15 protein-coding genes are annotated in these 18,600 nt (G+C 66.8%); 6 read left to right on the forward strand and 9 right to left on the reverse strand.

Annotation, left to right across the window (positions count from 1 at the left end; all coding sequences use genetic code 11):
* Positions 1 to 70: 70 nt before the first annotated feature.
* Positions 71 to 1,822 (reverse strand): ABC transporter ATP-binding protein, encoded by a 1,752-nt coding sequence (locus tag LR394_RS09245; RefSeq protein WP_231440259.1) that lies wholly within the window; start codon positions 1,820 to 1,822, stop codon positions 71 to 73.
* Between the two features lie 162 nt (positions 1,823 to 1,984).
* On the opposite strand from LR394_RS09245, the gene LR394_RS42805 reads away from it, so the two are divergent.
* Together LR394_RS42805 and LR394_RS09255 are read left to right on the forward strand one after the other, a co-directional pair.
* The gene (locus tag LR394_RS42805; RefSeq protein ID WP_231440260.1) at positions 1,985 to 2,626 is read left to right on the forward strand and encodes a response regulator; all 642 of its coding nucleotides are present in this window, start codon (positions 1,985 to 1,987) and stop codon (positions 2,624 to 2,626) included.
* Entirely contained in the window at positions 2,623 to 3,723 is a 1,101-nt protein-coding gene (locus LR394_RS09255; RefSeq protein ID WP_331283052.1) for a sensor histidine kinase, read from the forward strand. The genes LR394_RS42805 and LR394_RS09255 overlap by 4 nt, the downstream gene beginning before the upstream one ends.
* Here the strand turns inward: LR394_RS09255 and LR394_RS09260 are convergent.
* From LR394_RS09260 to LR394_RS09270, 3 genes are all read right to left on the reverse strand, one after another.
* Positions 3,713 to 5,236 carry a putative bifunctional diguanylate cyclase/phosphodiesterase gene (locus LR394_RS09260; RefSeq protein ID WP_231440261.1) on the reverse strand — a complete coding sequence of 508 codons (1,524 nt, stop codon included), beginning with the start codon at positions 5,234 to 5,236 and terminating at the stop codon, positions 3,713 to 3,715. The two genes, LR394_RS09255 and LR394_RS09260, sit on opposite strands and share 11 nt — an antisense overlap.
* A 3-nt stretch (positions 5,237 to 5,239) precedes the next feature.
* Entirely contained in the window at positions 5,240 to 6,406 is a 1,167-nt protein-coding gene (locus LR394_RS09265; protein WP_231440262.1) for an FIST signal transduction protein, read from the reverse strand.
* 69 nt (positions 6,407 to 6,475) lie between these two features.
* A complete protein-coding gene (locus LR394_RS09270) occupies positions 6,476 to 6,925 on the reverse strand; it encodes a TlpA disulfide reductase family protein (protein ID WP_231440263.1) in 450 nt (149 codons plus the stop codon).
* Positions 6,926 to 7,041: 116 nt separating this feature from the next.
* Here LR394_RS09270 and LR394_RS09275 point away from each other — a divergent pair, with 116 nt between their 5' ends.
* Complete coding sequence (locus LR394_RS09275) at positions 7,042 to 7,662, forward strand: DedA family protein (RefSeq protein WP_231440264.1); 621 nt, start codon at positions 7,042 to 7,044, stop codon at positions 7,660 to 7,662.
* A gap of 141 nt (positions 7,663 to 7,803) precedes the next feature.
* On the opposite strand, the gene LR394_RS09280 is transcribed toward LR394_RS09275, so the two are convergent.
* A complete protein-coding gene (locus LR394_RS09280; protein WP_231440265.1) occupies positions 7,804 to 8,262 on the reverse strand; it encodes a VOC family protein in 459 nt (152 codons plus the stop codon).
* Positions 8,263 to 8,445: 183 nt separating this feature from the next.
* Between LR394_RS09280 and LR394_RS09285 the strand changes: the two genes are divergently transcribed.
* Entirely contained in the window at positions 8,446 to 9,720 is a 1,275-nt protein-coding gene (locus LR394_RS09285) for an MFS transporter (protein ID WP_231440266.1), read from the forward strand.
* A 223-nt stretch (positions 9,721 to 9,943) separates the two neighbouring features.
* Here the strand turns inward: LR394_RS09285 and LR394_RS09290 are convergent, their stop codons facing one another.
* A complete protein-coding gene (locus LR394_RS09290; RefSeq protein WP_231440267.1) occupies positions 9,944 to 10,609 on the reverse strand; it encodes a pentapeptide repeat-containing protein in 666 nt (221 codons plus the stop codon).
* Positions 10,610 to 10,817: 208 nt separating this feature from the next.
* On the opposite strand from LR394_RS09290, the gene LR394_RS09295 reads away from it, so the two are divergent.
* The gene (locus LR394_RS09295) at positions 10,818 to 11,120 is read left to right on the forward strand and encodes a type II toxin-antitoxin system Phd/YefM family antitoxin (protein WP_231440268.1); all 303 of its coding nucleotides are present in this window, start codon (positions 10,818 to 10,820) and stop codon (positions 11,118 to 11,120) included.
* A 189-nt stretch (positions 11,121 to 11,309) separates the two neighbouring features.
* Here LR394_RS09295 and LR394_RS09300 read toward each other — a convergent pair whose 3' ends face one another.
* The 3 genes from LR394_RS09300 to LR394_RS09310 all read right to left on the reverse strand — a co-directional run bounded on the left by LR394_RS09300 (position 11,310) and on the right by LR394_RS09310 (position 16,341).
* A complete protein-coding gene (locus tag LR394_RS09300; protein ID WP_231440269.1) occupies positions 11,310 to 13,109 on the reverse strand; it encodes a hypothetical protein in 1,800 nt (599 codons plus the stop codon).
* A gap of 96 nt (positions 13,110 to 13,205) precedes the next feature.
* On the reverse strand, positions 13,206 to 15,740 hold the full coding sequence (locus LR394_RS09305; protein ID WP_231440270.1) for a type II secretion system protein GspG: 2,535 nt from the start codon (positions 15,738 to 15,740) through the stop codon (positions 13,206 to 13,208).
* Positions 15,741 to 16,188: 448 nt separating this feature from the next.
* Positions 16,189 to 16,341, reverse strand: coding sequence for a hypothetical protein (locus tag LR394_RS09310; RefSeq protein WP_231440271.1), 153 nt, complete (start codon positions 16,339 to 16,341; stop codon positions 16,189 to 16,191).
* Between the two features lie 282 nt (positions 16,342 to 16,623).
* On the opposite strand from LR394_RS09310, the gene LR394_RS09315 reads away from it, so the two are divergent.
* The gene (locus LR394_RS09315; protein ID WP_231440272.1) at positions 16,624 to 18,531 is read left to right on the forward strand and encodes a cellulase family glycosylhydrolase; all 1,908 of its coding nucleotides are present in this window, start codon (positions 16,624 to 16,626) and stop codon (positions 18,529 to 18,531) included.
* Positions 18,532 to 18,600: the final 69 nt, after the last annotated feature.

Here is an 18,600-nt window from a genome sequence, read left to right on the forward strand (position 1 = left end):
CGAAGTCTGTTGCCAGGATATGTCCGACTCATCACGTTCACGTGAGTTGCATAACAGATTCTCCCGCGGGTCAGAGCGTGTCGCGGATCCGCAACGCGTCCACCAGATCGCGGTACAGCGGGCTGCTTTCCAAGAGTTCCGGGTGGGTACCCCGGGCAACAACGTGAGACGCCTCCATCACCACGATCTCGTCCGCGTCCAGAACCGTGGACAGACGATGGGCGATGGTCACCACGGCCCCCTCCTCGGCCTGCCGGCGCACGGCATCGTGAATCGCCGCCTCGGTGATCCCGTCGACCTGGGCCGTGGCCTCGTCGAGCAGCAGCACCGCGGGCCGGGCCAGCAACGCCCGGGCCAGCGCGATGCGCTGACGCTGCCCACCCGAGACGGTGGTGTCGCCCAGCCGGGTGTCCAGGCCCTCGGGCAGCTCAGAGATCTTGTCGTGCAGCCGGATGCGGCGCAGCACGTCGGCCACCTCGGCCTCGTCGGCGTCCGGGTTGGAGAAGAGCAGGTTCTCCCGGATCGTGCCGGGCACCACCGGGGTCTCCTGCTCGACGTAGGCCAGGTGCCGGCGCACCGCGCTCGGATCCAGCTCGGAGTAGGGCACGCCTCGCAGCCTCAGGTGGCCGTGCTCGGGTTCCAGAAAGCGCAGCATCAGCGAGAACACCGTGGTCTTGCCCGCGCCGGAGGGCCCGACGATGGCGACATGCCCACGAGCCGGAATGCTGAGGTCCAGGTGGTTCACCGCGGGCGGTACGCCCGGGGCATAGCGGGCGGTGACCGCGTTGAGCTCGATGATCGGGGCCTCCTGGTCCGGGCGCCGGGCCTGGCCCTGGACCACCGGCGGCTGCTCCACCTCCAGCGACTCCACCTCGGCGATCCGGCCGGCCGCGGCCAGGCCGGTCTGCAGCGTGGTCACGTTCTGGCTGAGGTCCATCACCGGACCGATCAGACCGAAGGCGTACAGCAGGAAGGCGATCAGGGTGGGCACGTCCATCGCGCCCTGGTCCACCCGCCAGGCCCCCACCCCGAGGATGATCAGAATCGCCGTCTCCACCCCGGTCCAGGCGATCGTCCAGACCAGGGCCTCGCGCCGCACCGCCTTCACGCTCTCGGCCCGGGCCTGGCGAGCGTGCTCCAGCAACCGCTCCAGCTGACGGGGCTCGGCACTGGCCGCCTTCACCGTCTTGATCGCCCGCAGCGAGCCCTCCAGTTCGCCACCGAGCTCCCCCAGCGCACCCTGCGAGCGCTCCTGCGCCACCCCGATGGCCGGCATCAGGACCAGGAACAGCACCGTGACCACCGCGATCGCACCCACCGTGGCCAGCGCCAGCACCCAGTCGAGCACCGCCATCAGCACCAGCGTGCCGATCAGCAGGATGAAGGCGTTGACCAGGCCGATCACGCTGGAGGAGGCGGCCTCGCGCAGCAGCACCGAGTCCGAGGTGACCCGGGTGACCAGCTCACCGCTGGGCCGGGCCAGCAACGGCAGCACCTTGGCCTGCAGGAAACGCCGGATCATCCCTTCCCGCACGTCGTAGACCACCTGCTCGGCCAGGCGGCCCAGCAGCAGCCACTGGCACCAGCTCATCGCGGCGCCCACGACGATCAGCGCCAGCAGGAGCAGGACCGGGTCGGCCAGGGACTTCCCGGTGCCCAGGGCCCCGAGTACCTCGCGGGTGGCCAGCGGGCTGACCAGGCCGGAGGCGGAGGTGCCGAGACCGAGCAGCAGGGCCAGGAGCAGGGATCGGCGGTGCGGACGGGCGAAGCGCCACAGCAGGGCCAGTCGCTCGCGCTGCGCCGATGGTGCGATGGAGGTCATGTCTTCGTTTCGGTCGTGGCGAGGGGCGACCCCACCGGTTCGGTCCTCCATCCTGACCAGCCAGCCGGGGTGCGCCCATCCGTCTTCGGTTCAGTCCTGATCCGCCGGTCAGGGGGTGAACGGCAGCCACCCGGCGGGCCGGGCACCTGGTAACAATCAGGGGTGATCCGAGTAGTAGTGGTCGACGACGAGGCCCTCATCCGCAGCGGCTTCCAGCACATCCTGAACGCCTCCGACGGGATCGAGACGGTGGCTGCGGTCACCGGGGCCGAGGCCCTGGCCAGCGTGCGCACGCTGCAGCCGGACGTGGTGCTGCTGGACATCCGGATGCCCGACGTGGACGGCCTGAGCGTGCTGGAGGGCATCCGCAAGCTGGCCACCCCGCCGGTGGTGGCCATGCTGACCACCTTCGACGCCGACGAGTACGTCACCGAGGCACTACGCCGGGGAGCCTCGGGCTTCCTGCTCAAGGACACCGATCCCGAACGCCTCGGCGACCTGGTGCGGGCCCTGGCCGGGGGTGAGACGGTGCTGTCCTCCTCGGTCACCCGCACCGTGATCGACGGCTACCTGGACGCCGGGGCCGACGCCCTCGCCCTCAAGGCGGTCGAGGGCCTGACCCAGCGCGAACGAGAGGTGCTGGTGCTGCTGGCCGACGGCCTGTCCAACCGGGAGATCGGCGAGCGCCTGTACCTGAGCGCGGGCACGGTCAAGGACCACGTCAGCGCCATCCTGACGAAACTCGACGTGGCCAGCCGGATCCAGGCCGCGCTGACCGCCGAGCGGGCCGGCCTGCTGCGGTGAGGCGTTTCCCGCCGTTCCTGATCACGCCCGCGCTGGTCGTCGTCTCGCTGCTGGACGTCTGGTTCCAGGTGTACTTCGACGAGCGCACCGGCCTGATCCTCGCGCTGGTGGCCGCGCTCTCACTGACCTTCCGCAACCGCGCCCCGCACCTGGTGTTCCTGGCCACCCTGCCCTCGGCCGCGCTCACCTGGGCGATCTACGCGCCGCTGATCGCGCTGTTCACCCTGGCCACCCGCACCCGCAACCGGCTGCTGCTGATCGCCGGCGCCCTGGCCTTCGCGTTCTGCACGGTGCTGCCCTGGCCGGATCCCCGGCTGGCCGACATGCTCACCACCTCCACCGTGGTCTCCGCGGTCTACGGCACCGCCACCGCGCTCGCCCCGGTGCTGCTGGGCCAGCTGATCCTGGCCCGGCGCGACCTGGCCGAGCGGCTCCGGGAGATCCAGCAAGCCCGGGCGCACGAGCAGATCCTGACCACGCAGAGCGTCCTGGCCACCGAACGCGCCCAGCTGGCCCGGGAGATGCACGACGTGGTCTCGCACCAGGTCAGCCTGATCGCCGTGCGGGCCGGCGCGCTGCAGGTCAGCACCCACGACCCGGAGGTGAAGGAGGCCGCCAGCACGATCCGTGGGCTCAGCGTGCGCACCCTGAACGAGCTACGCCACATGGTCGGCGTGCTGCGTACTTCCGGTAGCGCGGCCACCGAGCTCACCCCGCAGCCCACCCTCGACGAACTGCCCGACCTGGTCGCGAACAGTGCCGTGGACGCCCGCCTGGAGCTGAACCTGCCGGGCGAACTCGAACTCACCCCTCCGGTCCAGCGCGCCCTGTACAGAATGGTTCAGGAAGGGCTGACCAACGTCCGCAAGCATGCTCCCGGCTCCACCGCGGTGGTCGAGATCTCTTCCGCAGAAGGAGAAGTCCACGCGAGCGTCACCAATTCCGCTCCGGCCCGACCGGTTCTGGCTCTGCCGGGCGCCCATCACGGCCTGGTCGGACTGCGGCAGCGAGCCGAACTGCTGCGTGGGCGCCTGGAGGCCGAGCCGTTGCCGGATCACGGTTTCCGGCTGGCGATGAGCCTTCCGCTCACGACCTGACGATCGGCTGCGGATTCGCGGCCGCGAAGAGCGAGTCGAGCACCTCGGGCTGGCCGGACAGGCCGAACAGCGGGCCCTGGGCGGCATCACAGCCCAGCGCGCGCAGCACCTCGGCCTGGGCCCGGCGCCGCACTCCCTCGGCTACCACCAGATGCCCGAGCGCGTGCCCGAGAGTCACTGCGGCACCGGCAATCGCGGCACTGGCCTCGTGCTGGTCGACCGATTCGGTGAGCGTGTCGTGCAGCTTCAGCACCTGCACCGGGGCGGTCCGCAGCCGTGACAGCGCCGACTGGCCGGAGCCGAAATGATCCATCGCCAGCCGGACCCCCAGCTCGCGCACCCCGGCCAGGTTGTCCATCACCGCCGGGCTGTCGGCCAGGAACGAGTCCTCGGTCAGCTCGAGCACCAGCTGATCGGCCAGAAGATCGCTCTTCGCCAGGGTTTCGCGGACCAGGGCGACGACATCGATCGAGTCGAAGGTCTGCACCGACATGTTCACCGAGATCCCGCCCGCCCCCGGACGCCACAGCGAAGCCCGGCGGCAGGCCTCCCTCAGCACCCAGGCGTCCAGGTCGCCGATGATCCGGTACTCCTCGGCGATCGGCACCAGGTCGGCGGTGGTCAGGATCGCCGAACCCGGCGGCTGCCAGCGCACTCCGGCCTCGGCCCCGACGATCTGGCGCCGGTTCAGGTCCATCACCGGCTGGTAGTGCAGGGCCAGCTCGTCGTCCGCGATCGCCGAGCGCAGCTGCGAGACGATCCGCATCTTGCCGTCCACGACCTGCTGCATCCGGTGGTCGAACGCGCTGATCCGGGCCTTGCCACCGTTCTTCGAGGCATACATGGCCAGGTCGGCGCGCTGCAGGATGGCGTCGGTACCGGGCCCGGCGGCCAGGTCCTGCACCCCACTGAGGGTCCAGCCGATGCTCGCGCTGATCGCCACCTTGCGCTGCTTGATGGTCAGCGGCGCCTCCAGGGCGTGGGCGATCCGCTCGGCCAGGGCCTGGGCCTGATCGGCGGCCACGAACGAGCCGGCCACGATGAACTCGTCGCCACCCAGGCGAGCCACCACGTCGTCGGTGCGGCACACCGTGCGCAGGCGCTGCGCGGTGGTGACCAGCAACTCGTCCCCCGCGTCATGGCCCAGGCTGTCGTTGACCAGCTTGAACCCGTCCAGGTCGATGAACAGCACCGCCACCGTCGGACCGTCCGGGCCCTGCGAGGCGACCAGATGCTCCAGCCGTTCCAGCAGCGCGCGGCGATTGGGCAGGCCGGTCAGCTCGTCCATCAGGGCCTTGCGGGTCGCGCTCTCGTGCAGCTGCCGCATCTCCGTGGAGGAGACCTCCAGCGAGCGTTCCAGCAGGTACCGGTCGTTGTCCGCCTCCTGATAGGTGGTGGACACCAGCTCGAGCAGCCGCTCCAGCTGCTCCGGGGCGACGGCCTGGTCCCGGCCGAGCTTCAGCCGTCGCAGCTGCCGGCGCAGCACCCGGTGCAGGTCGGGCTCATCGCTCATCGGTCACGACGCCAGTTCCTGGATGGTGGTGAGAGTCAGGGTCTGGTTCAGCAGCCCCGAGGACCGCTCACCGATCGGCGAGATCTCGCCGTACGAGTAGAAACCGGCGATCAGGGCGTCGGCCGGAAGCCGGTCGGCCACCGTCTCCAGTTCGTCCTCGGTGCGCTGACGCAGCACCGCCCGGCGGCCGACGCAGCTGACCACCAGAGCCAGCGTGGGCACCCCGGGAATGAACTCCGCGGTCTTGAGGGCGTCCCCCGCGCCCTCCACCAGTTCGTCCATGTTCGCGCGCATCAGCCGGGCCACCCCGTCCTGCGGGATGTCGCCGGTGAAGATCAGGCTCTGCCGCTCCTCGTCGAACGCCTGGACCGTGCGCACCACGGCGCTCTGCTCGCTGTCGCCACCGCGCACCGACAACGGGAACAGCAGGGTCGACTGCGGGGTGCTGCCCATCCGCTCGCCGAGATAGTTGCGGTACAACTCCAGGGCCGGCTGGCCGTCGAGTTCGTACAGCACGTTTCCCTCGGACCGGGTGACCCGGCGTTCCGGGCCGAGAATGCCCCACCCGCCGCCGGCTCCGTAGCAGATCCGCAACTGAGGGCCGCTCAGGCCCAGCACCGAGACCACGCCGTTGCGCATCTGACCGTCAGCCAGCACCCAGGTCCGGTCGAACCGGTCCCCGTCACCGGCCAACCCACCGACCACGACGGCCTGGCCCGCGCAACCCTCGCTCAGACCCCGGGCGAGTTCCGCACCATTGGCGCGCAGACCGTCCGAAAGCACCAGAACCGCGGCCATCTGCGGATCGTCCTCGAGCAGCCCGCTGGTCAGGGAATGCCCGATCGCGCGCGAATCGCCACCCTCAGGCATCGCCGCGGTCCGCAGGGTCAGCCGCGAAGCCTCGAAACTCGCTACCGCGACGGTGATCGAGCCGTCGCTGATCTCCTCGCCGAGGATCTCGCCCGCGGTGGAGCAGCCCATCACCACCGAGGTGGGATACGCGGCCAGTACCTCACTGATCGGCCCCGCGTCGGCACTCCCGGCCGCGACGGCAGCATCCATCACCTCGCCGGAGCCGAACACCAGCACCAACGTCGACGGGCCGTCCCAGGCCGGGAACGCCGTCGACTGCCACGCCCCGGCCCGCCATTGACCTGTCCAGGCCCTCACCATGTCCCCTTTTGCTCAGCAGACTCCGGAGTAGTCGACCGCCCGGGCACGGACTTGAGGTCTTGAGATTCAGGCCACCTCGGCCGCCAGCCCGTCGGCCCGCCGCAGCAGCCACTCCTCGGTCGGGGTGCCGAACTGCTTCTCCCGGATCGTGCCGCCCCGATCGACCGTGACGATGCTCGGGGTGCCCATCAGGTTCAGCCGGCGCATGGTGACCGGGGCGTCGTCGCCGCCGTCGTGCCGGTCGATCCCGACCGGGAAGCTGACCCCGGCCCGGGCGATGTACCCGGCCAGCGCGTCCGGGCCCATATTGGCGTGGTTCTCGAACACGGTGTGCAGCCCGACCACCTGGATGCCGTCCTTGCGCCGGGTCACCTCGTGCACCCGGTTCATCATCGGCGTGGCCTCGTTCACACAGTTCGGGCACAACATCTGGAAGGCGTACAGCAGGACGACCTGGTTCCTCAGGTCCGGTTCGGGCGCATTGGCCCACTTCTGCACCGACAGCTGAAGTTTCATCGCGGCAGCCACCTCAGCAGGATCGTTCGGCCGGGTCCGCACCATGAGGCCGAATCACCCGGGCGGAGCACCGACGGTCAGGTCGCATTCAGGCTCGTCCGGGCACACTGAGGGTCATGCCGTCGTTTCTCACCCCCGAGAACCTGATCTCCACGTTCGGGCTGCTCGGGATCCTGGTCATCGTCTTCGCGGAATCCGGGCTGCTGATCGGGTTCTTCCTGCCCGGTGACTCGCTGTTGTTCACCGCCGGCCTGCTGGTCGCCGACGGGCAGTACCTGCAGCAGCCGCTGTGGCTGGTCTGCCTCCTGGTCTCGATCGCCGCCATCGCCGGCGACCAGGCCGGTTACCTGTTCGGCCGCAAGGTCGGCCCGGCCCTGTTCCGCCGGCCCAACTCGCGCCTGTTCAAGCAGGAGAACCTGGTCCGGGCCGAGGAGTTCTTCGCCAAGTACGGCGCCCGCTCGATCGTCCTGGCCCGCTTCGTGCCCGTGGTGCGCACCTTCACCCCGATCGTGGCCGGGGCCAGCAACATGCACTACCGCACCTTCCTGACCTACAACATCGGCGGCGGCATCCTCTGGGGCAGCGGCGTGACGCTGCTGGGCTACTACCTGGGCCAGATCAGCTTCGTGAAGGAGCACATCGAGCTGATGCTGATCGCCATCGTGGCCGTCTCGGTGATCCCGATCGCGGTGGAACTGCTGCTCGCCCGGTTGCGGGCGAACCGGGCCGCGGTGTGAAGGGCTGAGAAACTGAGGACGCGTCGACTCCGGCCATCGAGGCCGGAGTCGCCTGGTTTTGAGGCTGAGTTCGCGGAGAACCAGCTCACCACGTCCGGCTCGCGACCCCGCTCCTGACCGAACCCCCGTTGCGCATGACGATCAGGCTCCAGCCGTCTGCTCCATGAGTTCCTCGGGACCGGCCTGCGCAGCAGCAGGGTCCATCCACATCACCTGCCAGCCGTGACCGTCCAGGTCGAAGAAGCTGCGCGAGCACATGAAACCGTAGTCCTCCAGGCCGTCGGCCTCGGTGGCCCCTGCGGCCAGGGCAGCCTTGGTCACCGAGTCGACCTCCTCCCGGGAACCGACGCTGAAGCAGTACAGCGCCAGGGCGTGGGTGCGGGCGTTGCCCATCGGCAGCCTGGAGAAGTGCGCGAACTTCTCGTGGGTGAGCAGCATGACGCTGGCCTGCTCACCGACCAGCATGCAGGCGGCGGTCTCGTCGGTGAAGTTCGGGTCGAAGCCGAACCCGAGACCGGCGAAGAACGCCTTGCTGCGCTCGAGGTCGGCCACCGGCAGGTTGAGAAAGAACATGCGGCCGGGGTTCTGGGTGCTGGTCATGATCGAGCTCTCCAAGTCGTTCGGTGTCGTCGGTACATCGGGTTGGACCGGACGGGTCCGCAGAACTCATCGGCCGAGTCCGCCCGCATTCCTTGACAGCGCCTGGACGCGCCCGGCACCGTTACCCAAGACATCGGATGTCTGATCCGCCAGTCAATGCATAGCGACGCAACGGAGCGCCCGATGCCGGTCACCTCGCCCCGCACCTACGCGGAGGTCCTCGCCCCACCCGCACACCAGGCCCTGGCCGGCGCCGGCCTGCTCGCCCGACTGCCCCTGGCCGTGCTCGGCTTCAGCGCGCTGCTGGTGGTCGAGGACACCACCGGCAGTTTCACTCTGGGCGGCGCCGTCTCCGGGGTCGTGGTGGCCGCCAATGCTGCGGCCGGCCCGGCCCTTGGCCGCCTCGGCGATCGCCACGGGCAGGCTCGGGTCCTGCGCGCGGCCACTCTCCTGAGTCTGCTCGGCGTGGCCGCGTTCGTGCTCGCAACCAGCGCCCACGCCCCCGCACCGGCGATCCTGGCCGCCGCTGCCCTGGCCGGCGCGGGCGTGGTCCCGATCGGCTCCTTCACCCGGGGCCGCTGGTCACAGCTCTACACGCCGTCCGACAGACATCCGATGAATGGCGCACGACTCGGCACGGCCTACGCCGTAGAAGCCGTCCTCGACGAACTGGTCTGGGTGGGCGGCCCGGTCACCGTCTCGGCCCTCGCTGCGCTCACCGACGCACGCCTGGCCATGATCGGCGCCTGCGCCATGGGCGCCCTCGGCAGCATCCTGCTCGCCGCCCAGAAACCCGGCGCCGAGAACCCTGACACCAGGAATCCTGGTGCCACGGACCCGAAGCCCGCACCGACCGGCAAACTCTCGTTCCTGCCCGCCACCTCGCCCAGCGTCCTGGCCGCCCTGGCCGTCCTGGCCTCGATGTTCGCCGTCGGCATCACCTTCGGGCTGAACGACCTCTCCGCAGTAGCCTTCACCAAGGACGCCGGAGTTCCCGGCCTGGCGGGCACCGTGGTGGCAGCAGGCTCACTGGGCGCGGTGATCGGCGGCCTCACGGCCGGGCTGAGCCCCACCACCGATCCCCAGCGGGGCGTGAGCATCGGCGCCGTGCTCTTCCTGATCGCCTACACGCCCCTGGCCTTCGCCTCGAACGTGCCCACGGTCCTGGCCCTGAGCTTCGCCGGCGGCCTGGCCTACGCCCCGTTCAGCGTCGCCGCCAACCGCCTGATCGAAAGACAGAGCCCGGCAGTACGACTCACCGAGTCCCTGGCCTGGCTCACCACCGCGAACCTGGCCGGCTTCGCCCTCGGCGCCCTGATCGGCGGCACCGCAATCGACCACTGGGGCCCTCGCGGCGGCTACTACCTGGTGCCGATATCCGCCTTGGCCACCCTGCTCCTGGCCGTGGCCGGAGCCCTCTGGACCAGGAACACCCGCACTCGCCCAGTGCGAAACTGACCACTGCGCAAAGCGACTCCACCCGCGGCGGCGCGCCCATCGTCCTCAATAAGAAGTTACAAGTGAGGACGCGGGACGCACCGGCGACTGTCCAGCCCGGAAACGTTGTGGTTCAGTACAGCGACACAATTCCGGTCAACGGTGGTGTGCTCTCGTCGCTATATCTTTTTATCCACGACACGTTTCAGCACTTGCCTCGAGCCAGAAGCGCAGTCCTGCCACTTCAGTCGGCCAGGGTGATGCCGAGCTCATGCGCCAGACTCGGGGCCAGTGACGTGAGGTCCTGACTCTGCACGGTGGCCCCTTTGAGCCCGGTCACCCCGCCCACCCCGTCCAGGATGCAGTTCTCGAACAGTACGCTGCTCATCCTGGCGTTCGCGAACTGAGCCGCGGTCAGGTCACAGCCGGAGAAGCGCACGTGCGTCAACTCGGCCCACTGAAAATCGGCCTGCCGCAAGTCGCACCGCTCGAAGACCACCTGCCTCAGCTTGCTCTGCCGATAGCGCGACAGATCCATCCGACACTCGGAGAACACCAGATCCCGGAACAAGCCGTCGCTCCAGGCCGAGCCCATCAGCCGGCATCCCTCCAGACTGCTCTGCAGCAGCGAGACATCGCGGCCCTGCACGTTGGCGAAGTCACACCGCTCGATCACGGCGTCGGAGATGATGACCTGCTCCAGCGAGGCATTGGACAAGCGCACCGCCTCCAGCCTGCTCTCCTCCACGTCGCAGGCGTAGATCTGCGCCCCGCTGAAGTCGGTGCCCTCGTAGAGCATTGCTTTCAAGGTCTTTTCGTCGGCCCACGCATCGTCGGGGATCGTGGCTGGAGTGAGAGCACGGCTGACCTGGGGCGGTTTGGGCTTGCGGAGGCGCGGGATCGTCGACACGTCGCCGAGCCTATCGAGGGCCCGGGCCGGCCCTGCCCGGCCGAGCGGGTGGACACCGAGGTCACCGCCTTCGACCATGCCGCGATCGCCTCGACAGTCGCATCGGCTTTTCCGCTACTAAGCGGCTATAGTCAATCAGGGGCCGTCTTCCACCGGTGTCCCTATTGAGGGATCATCCAGCATTGGCTGAACTCGAGGTGAGGTACACATGACCATCCCTGTCAGCGCGACCTACCTGTCCATGGCCGATGCCCGGACGAATCTGCGCGAGTTGCTCGACAACGTCAAGGCTACGCACGCCCGCTACAGCATTACCCGCAACGGCGAGGTAGACGCCGTTCTCATGTCCGCGGACGATCTCGAGGCTCTGGAGGAGACCCTGGAGATCCTCAGCGACCCCGACGAGATTGCAGCCATTCGAGAAGGCCTCTCCGACATCGAAGCAGGCGACGTCTTCACCATCGCCGAGGTGCGCCGAGAGTTCGGCCTGCGCCCTACAAGATCGTTCTGACCGCTTCGGCGAAACACGACCTGGTGGGAGCCCAGGCCCGGCAGCACGATGAGTCCTACCTTCGACGCTTCAACCGGATCTGCGCGATCCAGGACAGGACGGAACGTCGACTCGTCCCTACCCAAGTCTCCCTGGCTGCGCCACAATCCCCTGGCCGAACCTGCGCTTCAGCCAAGGCCGGTACCTCGTTCAGGAAATGGTGACTTTCCCGAGGTAGCGCACTTTTAGCGGTGGCAGGCGCTCAGCGGGCCTCAACGATCCACTGTTCTGGCGGGTCTGCCCGTAGTCATGAATGTTGATCAGTGAATCCTTTACCGGACCGCGAGAGGGCCCCACGGGCATCGCCCGTTCGGGGACCATATAGATCCCGGAGGTGTGCTCGGCGATCAGAGTGCCGGCTCCCTTGGCCGAGCCCGGTGTTCCTGACCGCGATGGGTCCGCGTACGCCTGCGCCGAAAAGGTCATGACGGCAACGCCTGCTGCGGCAGCGAGACCAGCTTTCTGCATGACGTGCGGTGCGGCGGCTTTCATCGCGGTGAGCAGCGGGACCACGTTGCTCGTTGTGTTGGCGGCGGCCCCAGCTCCACCTAGTTGGGCCAGGGCCACTTCCTCGAAGGTCATGGCGACTGCGCGGCTTGCTGTCATGGAGGCTACGGCGCTCCCGGAGCTTGTCTCGACCAGCGCCTGGGGAAGGGCAGTTCGCCCAAGTGTTCCGATCATCTCCGCGCCGATGGTCTCGCCGGCGGTCAGCTCAGTGGCGATCAGGGCCTCTTCGGCGATCAATGCCTCGGCAGCGAGCAGGGCCGGCTCGATCGCGACCGCCAGGCCACCGGTGATGATCACTGGAACGAGCACCATGGCGACGCTCTTGCCAGGGTTTTCGTAGATCCAGCGGAGCACGGCGTCAGCGAACTCCTTGAGCCCAGGAATGAGCTCAGCGGCCAGGCGGGCGAACTCTTCGACCGGAACGATCACCCGCTGGATCAGGTCTGTTTTTCCCTGCCGTCCGGCGAAGAGCTCTGCCGAAGTCTCGGCCAGGGCCCGGATCTTGGCCCAGACCGAATGGACGGTCGGACCGTAATACGGCATGAGATGACGATAAGCGGCTTCGTCGCAGACGATGAGGAAGGTGTCGCCCGGATAGGCGGCCCCGCGCTGGAACAGCGACTCATCGATAGCCTGCTGGTAGGGCCGGAGTGCTTCGATCGCATCGAACCGGCATTTGATCCGGGGGATCGGATCGCCTTTGTAGGAGGTGTCGCCCAGTTCCTCGAGTAACTGTTTGACCTGATCTGGAACCATACATCTGAGGTATGTGCCCATGATGTGCTTGGCCAGGGCAGCTTCGTTCACCTTCTGAGTCTGCTCCTCCCGATAGCCGAACTCGACGCAGACTTTGTAGAGGAGCAGACCGTCCTGCGGCCGGGTAACCTTCAGCCTTACGTGAACAGCAGCGAGACCCTCTCTCGCGCAGAGTGTTCGACAGAAATTTCCGAACGCTCGGTCCCCGGTCAGCGGAATCCACACCTGCCGAAGAGCAGGATAAAGGCTGCCGGGTCGATAGGGCAGGGCGAACTGGTCGTAGATGCTCTTGATGTTCCTCAGTTTCTGACGGCCCCGATACCGGCCACCGTCCGAGCCGGGTTTGATCTCGTAGTACTCCTTGCGGTCGTAACGTCCTGGGGCGGCTGGAACGATCTTGCCGGTGATCAGGCTCAGGCGCCCCGAAAGGCCGTTGTGGGTCACGATGTCGGGCCATTGCATCGGCTGTTTCATCAACTGACTGAGGCTGACGTTCTGGTTGCGCTCACTGAGCATCCTGCAGTAAGCGCCCTTGCCGCCGTGATCCGGCCAATCGATCGTGTTCAGGCCTGGGGATGGAGGTGGCACTTCGTGGGTCATCATCACGTAGTCCCCGAAGATGACCTTTTCCGCCACCTCCAGACCGAAGACCGAGGTGGCGTTCATCTGCCCCTTGTCCTTGGTCACGTCGAAAATCTCACCGAGGACGTAGCACCCCTCGTACTTCTTCCTTTTCACAGCGGCAACGTCTCCCTCTCGGGCCGTCGAAATGTGCTCCGGTGTTCAGGCCAGGTCGGTGAGCGGGGTGTCGACGTGGATGTCCAGGGCGCTCGTGGGGGTGTACTCGAACCAGGTGGCCACCAGTGAGGCGCCGGCGGCAGATGAGATGTCGGCGTTCAATCCGGTTCCACCCTCGGCATTGTCGGCCCCCAGGGAGACGAGGTCGTAGTCGGCGCCCAGACCGGGCAGCGTGTAGACGAGTGGGTTGCCCCAGGCATCGACGGGTATGCCGCTGTCAAGTTCGGAAAGGGCCGTCGGATAGCGGCCGTTGGTGCTCTTGAAGGTTTCGATGTCGATCATGGCTTGCTGCATCGTGTCCCAGGTCGCGCGTTGCTCAGGAAAGACCAGGGGCCGGGCGTGTTCCTCAGGGTTCGCCGGCGGTACTCCCGCGTAGTTGGTGCGCGCAAAGTTGGCAATCTCCTGGGCGATGCTGACGTAGGGCGAGGAACCGAGTCTGCTCAGTGCCCCCGTCTCGAGCAGTTCGGTGAATTCCTCCTCGAAGCCCGGCCGGACCGGGAGTACGACCCTGGTGTAGCCGGCCCGCAGGAACCGCTCGTGCTCGGGATCAGGATGCTCGAACAGCATCTTGCCGCGTCCTACAGTCTCGGATCCCCAGAAGTAGGGGTAGAGGAAGTAGATGAGGTTCTCCCACTCCACCGCCTGGTGAATGAATTTCACCAGTTCCCCGAACAGCACGGCCTGCTCCCAGTGCTGTTCGCGAACCCCGGCGAAGGTCGGGTTCGGCCGGGCAGCATCTGAAAGACCTGGATTTCGCTGGAAGTCCACCTCGTTCTGCAGCAACCGGCTGACCAGGTCCTCGACGGCTCCTTCCGAGGCCACCGGGAAGTCCGGGCCCAGGAGCCACTGCATCACCAGGCGCAGGATCTCTTCACGTTCGAGCCGCCGGAGAGTGAGGGTGTCCTTCGCGTGCAGGAGGCGCCACAGAGTGTCCCGCTGCTCCTGAAGCACCGCAACGCGCTCCAGGTGGCGAGCTTCGGCTGCAGCCCGCAGTTGCTGCCAGACGGTCTGCTGCCATTGCCGGCGGGCTTCCTGGGTCAGGGTGTACTTCAGCCTGATCTCGATACTGCCCATACTGATGTTGGCATAGGAGTACACCACGGTCAGATGGCCGTACCGGCCGGCGAGGAAGGCCAGATTGCTGCGGACCACATCGTCGTCCGGGTCGGTGTCCGGGCCGCCTCTGATCACCCGCAAGAAATAGTTCGTATCGGCCCAGTGGGCGAAATCGGCCTGCAGCGTAGCGTTGGACGCAACTACGTATCCGGCGGGGACATCGAACTCGATCTGCCCGAACCGTGTGCGGACGGCATCCTTCCTATCGAGCCAGTCGATGCGGCCGTGCTTCATCTCTTCGATGGACTCGGCCGGGGGCGCCGGCACGCTCGTTCCCCACTTCCGGGCTTCCTGGTCGTAATTGGTCCAGTTGATGTCCTTCGGTTCCAACGGGAACTGCAGCGGCTTACGGATCTCCTGCTCGATTCCAGCCAATTGCTGGTGCAGGGCCCACAATCTGACGCCAGGAGCGGGAATGGCTATGTCGTAGGTCTGCCGGAGGCCGTAGCGGAAGAGATCGGTGCGCCACTTACGCATCATCCGGTAGTAGTCGATCCGGATCGGGGTCGCCGCCGGGTTGGTGATGGTCTTGCCCGACTGCTCTTCCACCCCGGATTCGGTGACGATCTTGACCGAGACCTTGTGTTCCTTACGGGTGCGGGCCGAGGCTTTCTCGGTGAGTTCGCGCTTCTCCTGCGCAGACCGCTTGACCGACTCGCGTTCCTCCCCGGTCCGGGTGATCCCGAGCGTGGTCGTCAGGGTGACCCCGACGTAACTTCCGGAGAGTGACGACCCGAAGGTCAGGCCGTTCGTGCGCTTGGCCTCGTTCTCGCTCGATATCGAGGCATCGACGGTCTCAGCCACACCACGTTCGCTGTAGGACTCGAAGTAGTCCTGGACGACGTCCTCGAATTCCCTGCTGGAAGCGGACCATTCCTTGTGGGCGATGGTGACGCTCTCCCCCGGCGCCATCGGCACGGTGAAGACCAACTCGCCCCGCTGCACGCCGACTGGGTACATCTCGATGCGCTCCAGATGAATCCGCCCGATCGGGGAGATCGTACGACGCATACTGTTCAGCCTCAACAGCCTTCGGGCCGAGCTGGCCTTGCCCGGATTCGCCCTCTCCAGCAGGGAAGTCAGCAGGTCGAAGGCTGCGTACGGCACCGAAGCCAGCAGCGGTGCCGTATCGAGCCCTTCACCGGGGCGGTCCGAGGCCGCCAGCCTGCGGGCCGTGGTGAGGAGCTCCTTCAGGGCAGACGACTGGTGCGCCACCCTGGACTCGCTCAGGGCCTGCTCGAGGCGCTCGAGGTCATCGGACGTCAGACCGATAGCCCGCAGCAAATTGAGCTTGACGAAAGCCCCGCCCGACTCGGCTTCGGCCTTCTGCTGTTCCTCCGGCGTGAATTTCGTCAGCACGTACGAACCCGTGAACAGGAGTCGCTTGCTATTGGTCAGATCCACGGCAGGGCCTCCGGAGAACAGGGACGTTGACGGAAAGCTCACCAACTGCACACGAAAAGGCCCAGCCGGGAAAACCTCGCATGACTGGGCCCCTGGTGCCGACCACCATAGAGATCAACCAACCCCGTGTCAGCTGAATCAGGTGCCCACTGGCTTGCGCCGGTCGATCTCCCGCAGCTAATCGACAAGTATCGGGTTCCCGATACCGATCTCGCCGATGACGCCTGTCCGGGTGCTGGGCTTATCCGCACTGATGCACACCCCCATGGCACTGGCCGCCTACCGTCTGCCCTGCGACACGTACGGGGGCGTACATCCGGCGACGTACTGGCTCAAGGCCGAATTCCTGCGTCAGCTGTCCGTCCAGACCGATTGCACCATCGCCGGCTGTGGAGCACACGCTGTTCTGTCTCGACGTTCCGCCGCTCACCAACCGGCAGCTCGCGTTTCACCGGATCGAGGCCGATTTCAAGCCGGCCTCAAGCCTGGTCCCGGCGAAAATCGTTTGGGAATCGTGCATTGAATCAATCAGCCCGGCTTCCACGGTGGAGTCGGTGAGCTCTCCGGTCAGAGCGCCCTTCGCCACGGTGACACCGCCCACGACCTCAATCTTTCGGTGAATACTCCGGCGAAAGTTACTTCACCGCAATGGCCTTCAGCGAAGGAGTCGGCCACTGGCGACGACAGAGAGCCTTCCCGCGTAGCCCCAATTGGGGTCTGCCCCGACGGTTGCGGGTCGTTGCTTCGACACCGACCGTGATGGACGCTCAGGCGTTCGATCATCGAGTGTCCAGCGTCGCCGGGCGCGGAACAGGAGCACACCTTGGCAAGATCGAATCCACCAACGGTCGGGTCGATTACGCGTACCCGACCAGTCGCCGTCATGGCGATGATCTCGGCCCTGCTGGCGGCCTCGCTGACGCTGATCAGCCCCGCTCAGGCTGCTGCTGGTGACCCGGTCGGCAGTGGCTACTGGCACACCAGTGGCCGGCAGTTGCTCGATGAGAACAACAAACCGGTACGGATTGCCGGGGTCAACTGGTTCGGCTTCGAGACGACCAACTATGTCGTGCACGGCTTGTGGACCCGTGGCTACCGATCGATGCTCGACCAGATCAAGACCACGGGTTACAACTCGGTCCGGTTGCCGTACAGCGACGACATCTTCAAGCCCGGCATGGTGCCGAACGGTATCGACTTCTCCAGCGGCAAGAACGCCGATCTGCAAGGGCTGAGTCCGCTGCAGATCATGGACAAGATTGTCGCCTATGCGGGGCAGATCGGACTGAAGATCATCCTGGACCGGCACCGGCCGGACTCATCGGGCCAGTCCGAACTCTGGTACACGCCCACGGTGTCCGAGGCGACCTGGATAGCGGGCCTGAAGAACCTGGCCACCCGATACAAGAACAACTCGACAGTGATCGGCATCGATCTGATGAACGAACCGCACGGCGCGGCCACCTGGGGTTCGGGTGACACCACCACTGACTGGCGGCTGGCCGCCGAAAGAGCCGGGAACGCCGTCTTGTCAGTCGCCCCGAAGCTGCTGATCTTCGTCGAGGGGGTGGAGAAGTACCAGGGCACGAGCTCGTGGTGGGGCGGAAATCTGCGCGGTGCAGGCACCTACCCGGTCCGGCTCTCGGTCGCCAACCGGCTGGTCTACTCACCGCACGAGTACGCCACCAGCGTCCATCGTCAGCCTTGGTTCGACGACCCCACGTTCCCGGCGAACATGCCCGCGATCTGGGACGCCGCGTGGGGATACCTGTACAAGAACAACATCGCCCCGGTCTGGGTCGGCGAGTTCGGTACCACCTTGCAGGCCCCGATCGACCAGACCTGGCTGCGCAGCCTGGTCTCCTACCTCCGGCCCACCACAGCGAACGGTGGAGACAGTTTCAACTGGTCGTTCTGGTCCTGGAACCCGAACTCCGGTGACACCGGAGGGATCCTGAACGACGACTGGACGACGGTCAACACCACCAAGGACGCCTACCTGGCCTCGATCAAGTTCCCGCTCGGCACGAGCGGGCCGCCTTCCGACGTCACCGCGCCCACGGTTCCGACCGGCCTGAGAGTCGGGTCGAAAACGGCCAGCAGCGTCGCGCTGAGTTGGGTCGCTTCAACCGACAATGTTGGTGTCACCGGGTACGATGTGTACCGGGGCGGCACGCTGGCCGGCAGCACAACCGGCACCAGCTACACCGACACCGGCCTGAGCGCGGCCACCGCGTACACCTACACCGTGCGCGCCAAGGACGCCGCCGCCAACGTGTCCAGCCCGTCGACGGCGGTCACCGCTACGACGGCAAGCAGCGGCACTGGGGGTGGCTCCGGCGCCGTGAAGGTCCAGTACCAGAACAACGACACCGCGATCGGGGACAACCAGATCAAGCCTGGCCTGCAACTGGTCAACCCTGGCACCACCGCGCTGAATCTGACATCTGTCACGGCCAGGTACTACTTCACCAAGGACAACGGCAGCAGCACCTTCTCCACCTGGTGCGACTACGCCACGATCGACTGCAACACGATCCGGCTGCGAGTGGTACCGCTGAGCCCGGCAGTGAACGGCGCCGACTCCTACCTCGAGGTCAGTTTCACCGGCGGCACGCTGGCGGCGGGGGCTAAGAGCGGCGAGATCCAGTTGCGGCTGAACAAGACCGACTGGTCGAACTTCGACGAGTCGAACGACTACAGCCGCGGCACCGCCACGAGTTACGCCGACAACACCAAGGTGACGGCCTACGTCGGCTCCACCCTGGCCTGGGGCGCTCCCCCGGCCTGACGAGAACCCCGCGTTGTCATGCGCTCTCGGGCAGCCGTCTGAGAGCGCATGACATCCGGAGGGCAGTCG

It is taken from the genome of Kineosporia babensis, assembly GCF_021129305.1.
Classification (GTDB): Bacteria; Actinomycetota; Actinomycetes; order Actinomycetales; family Kineosporiaceae; genus Kineosporia; species Kineosporia babensis.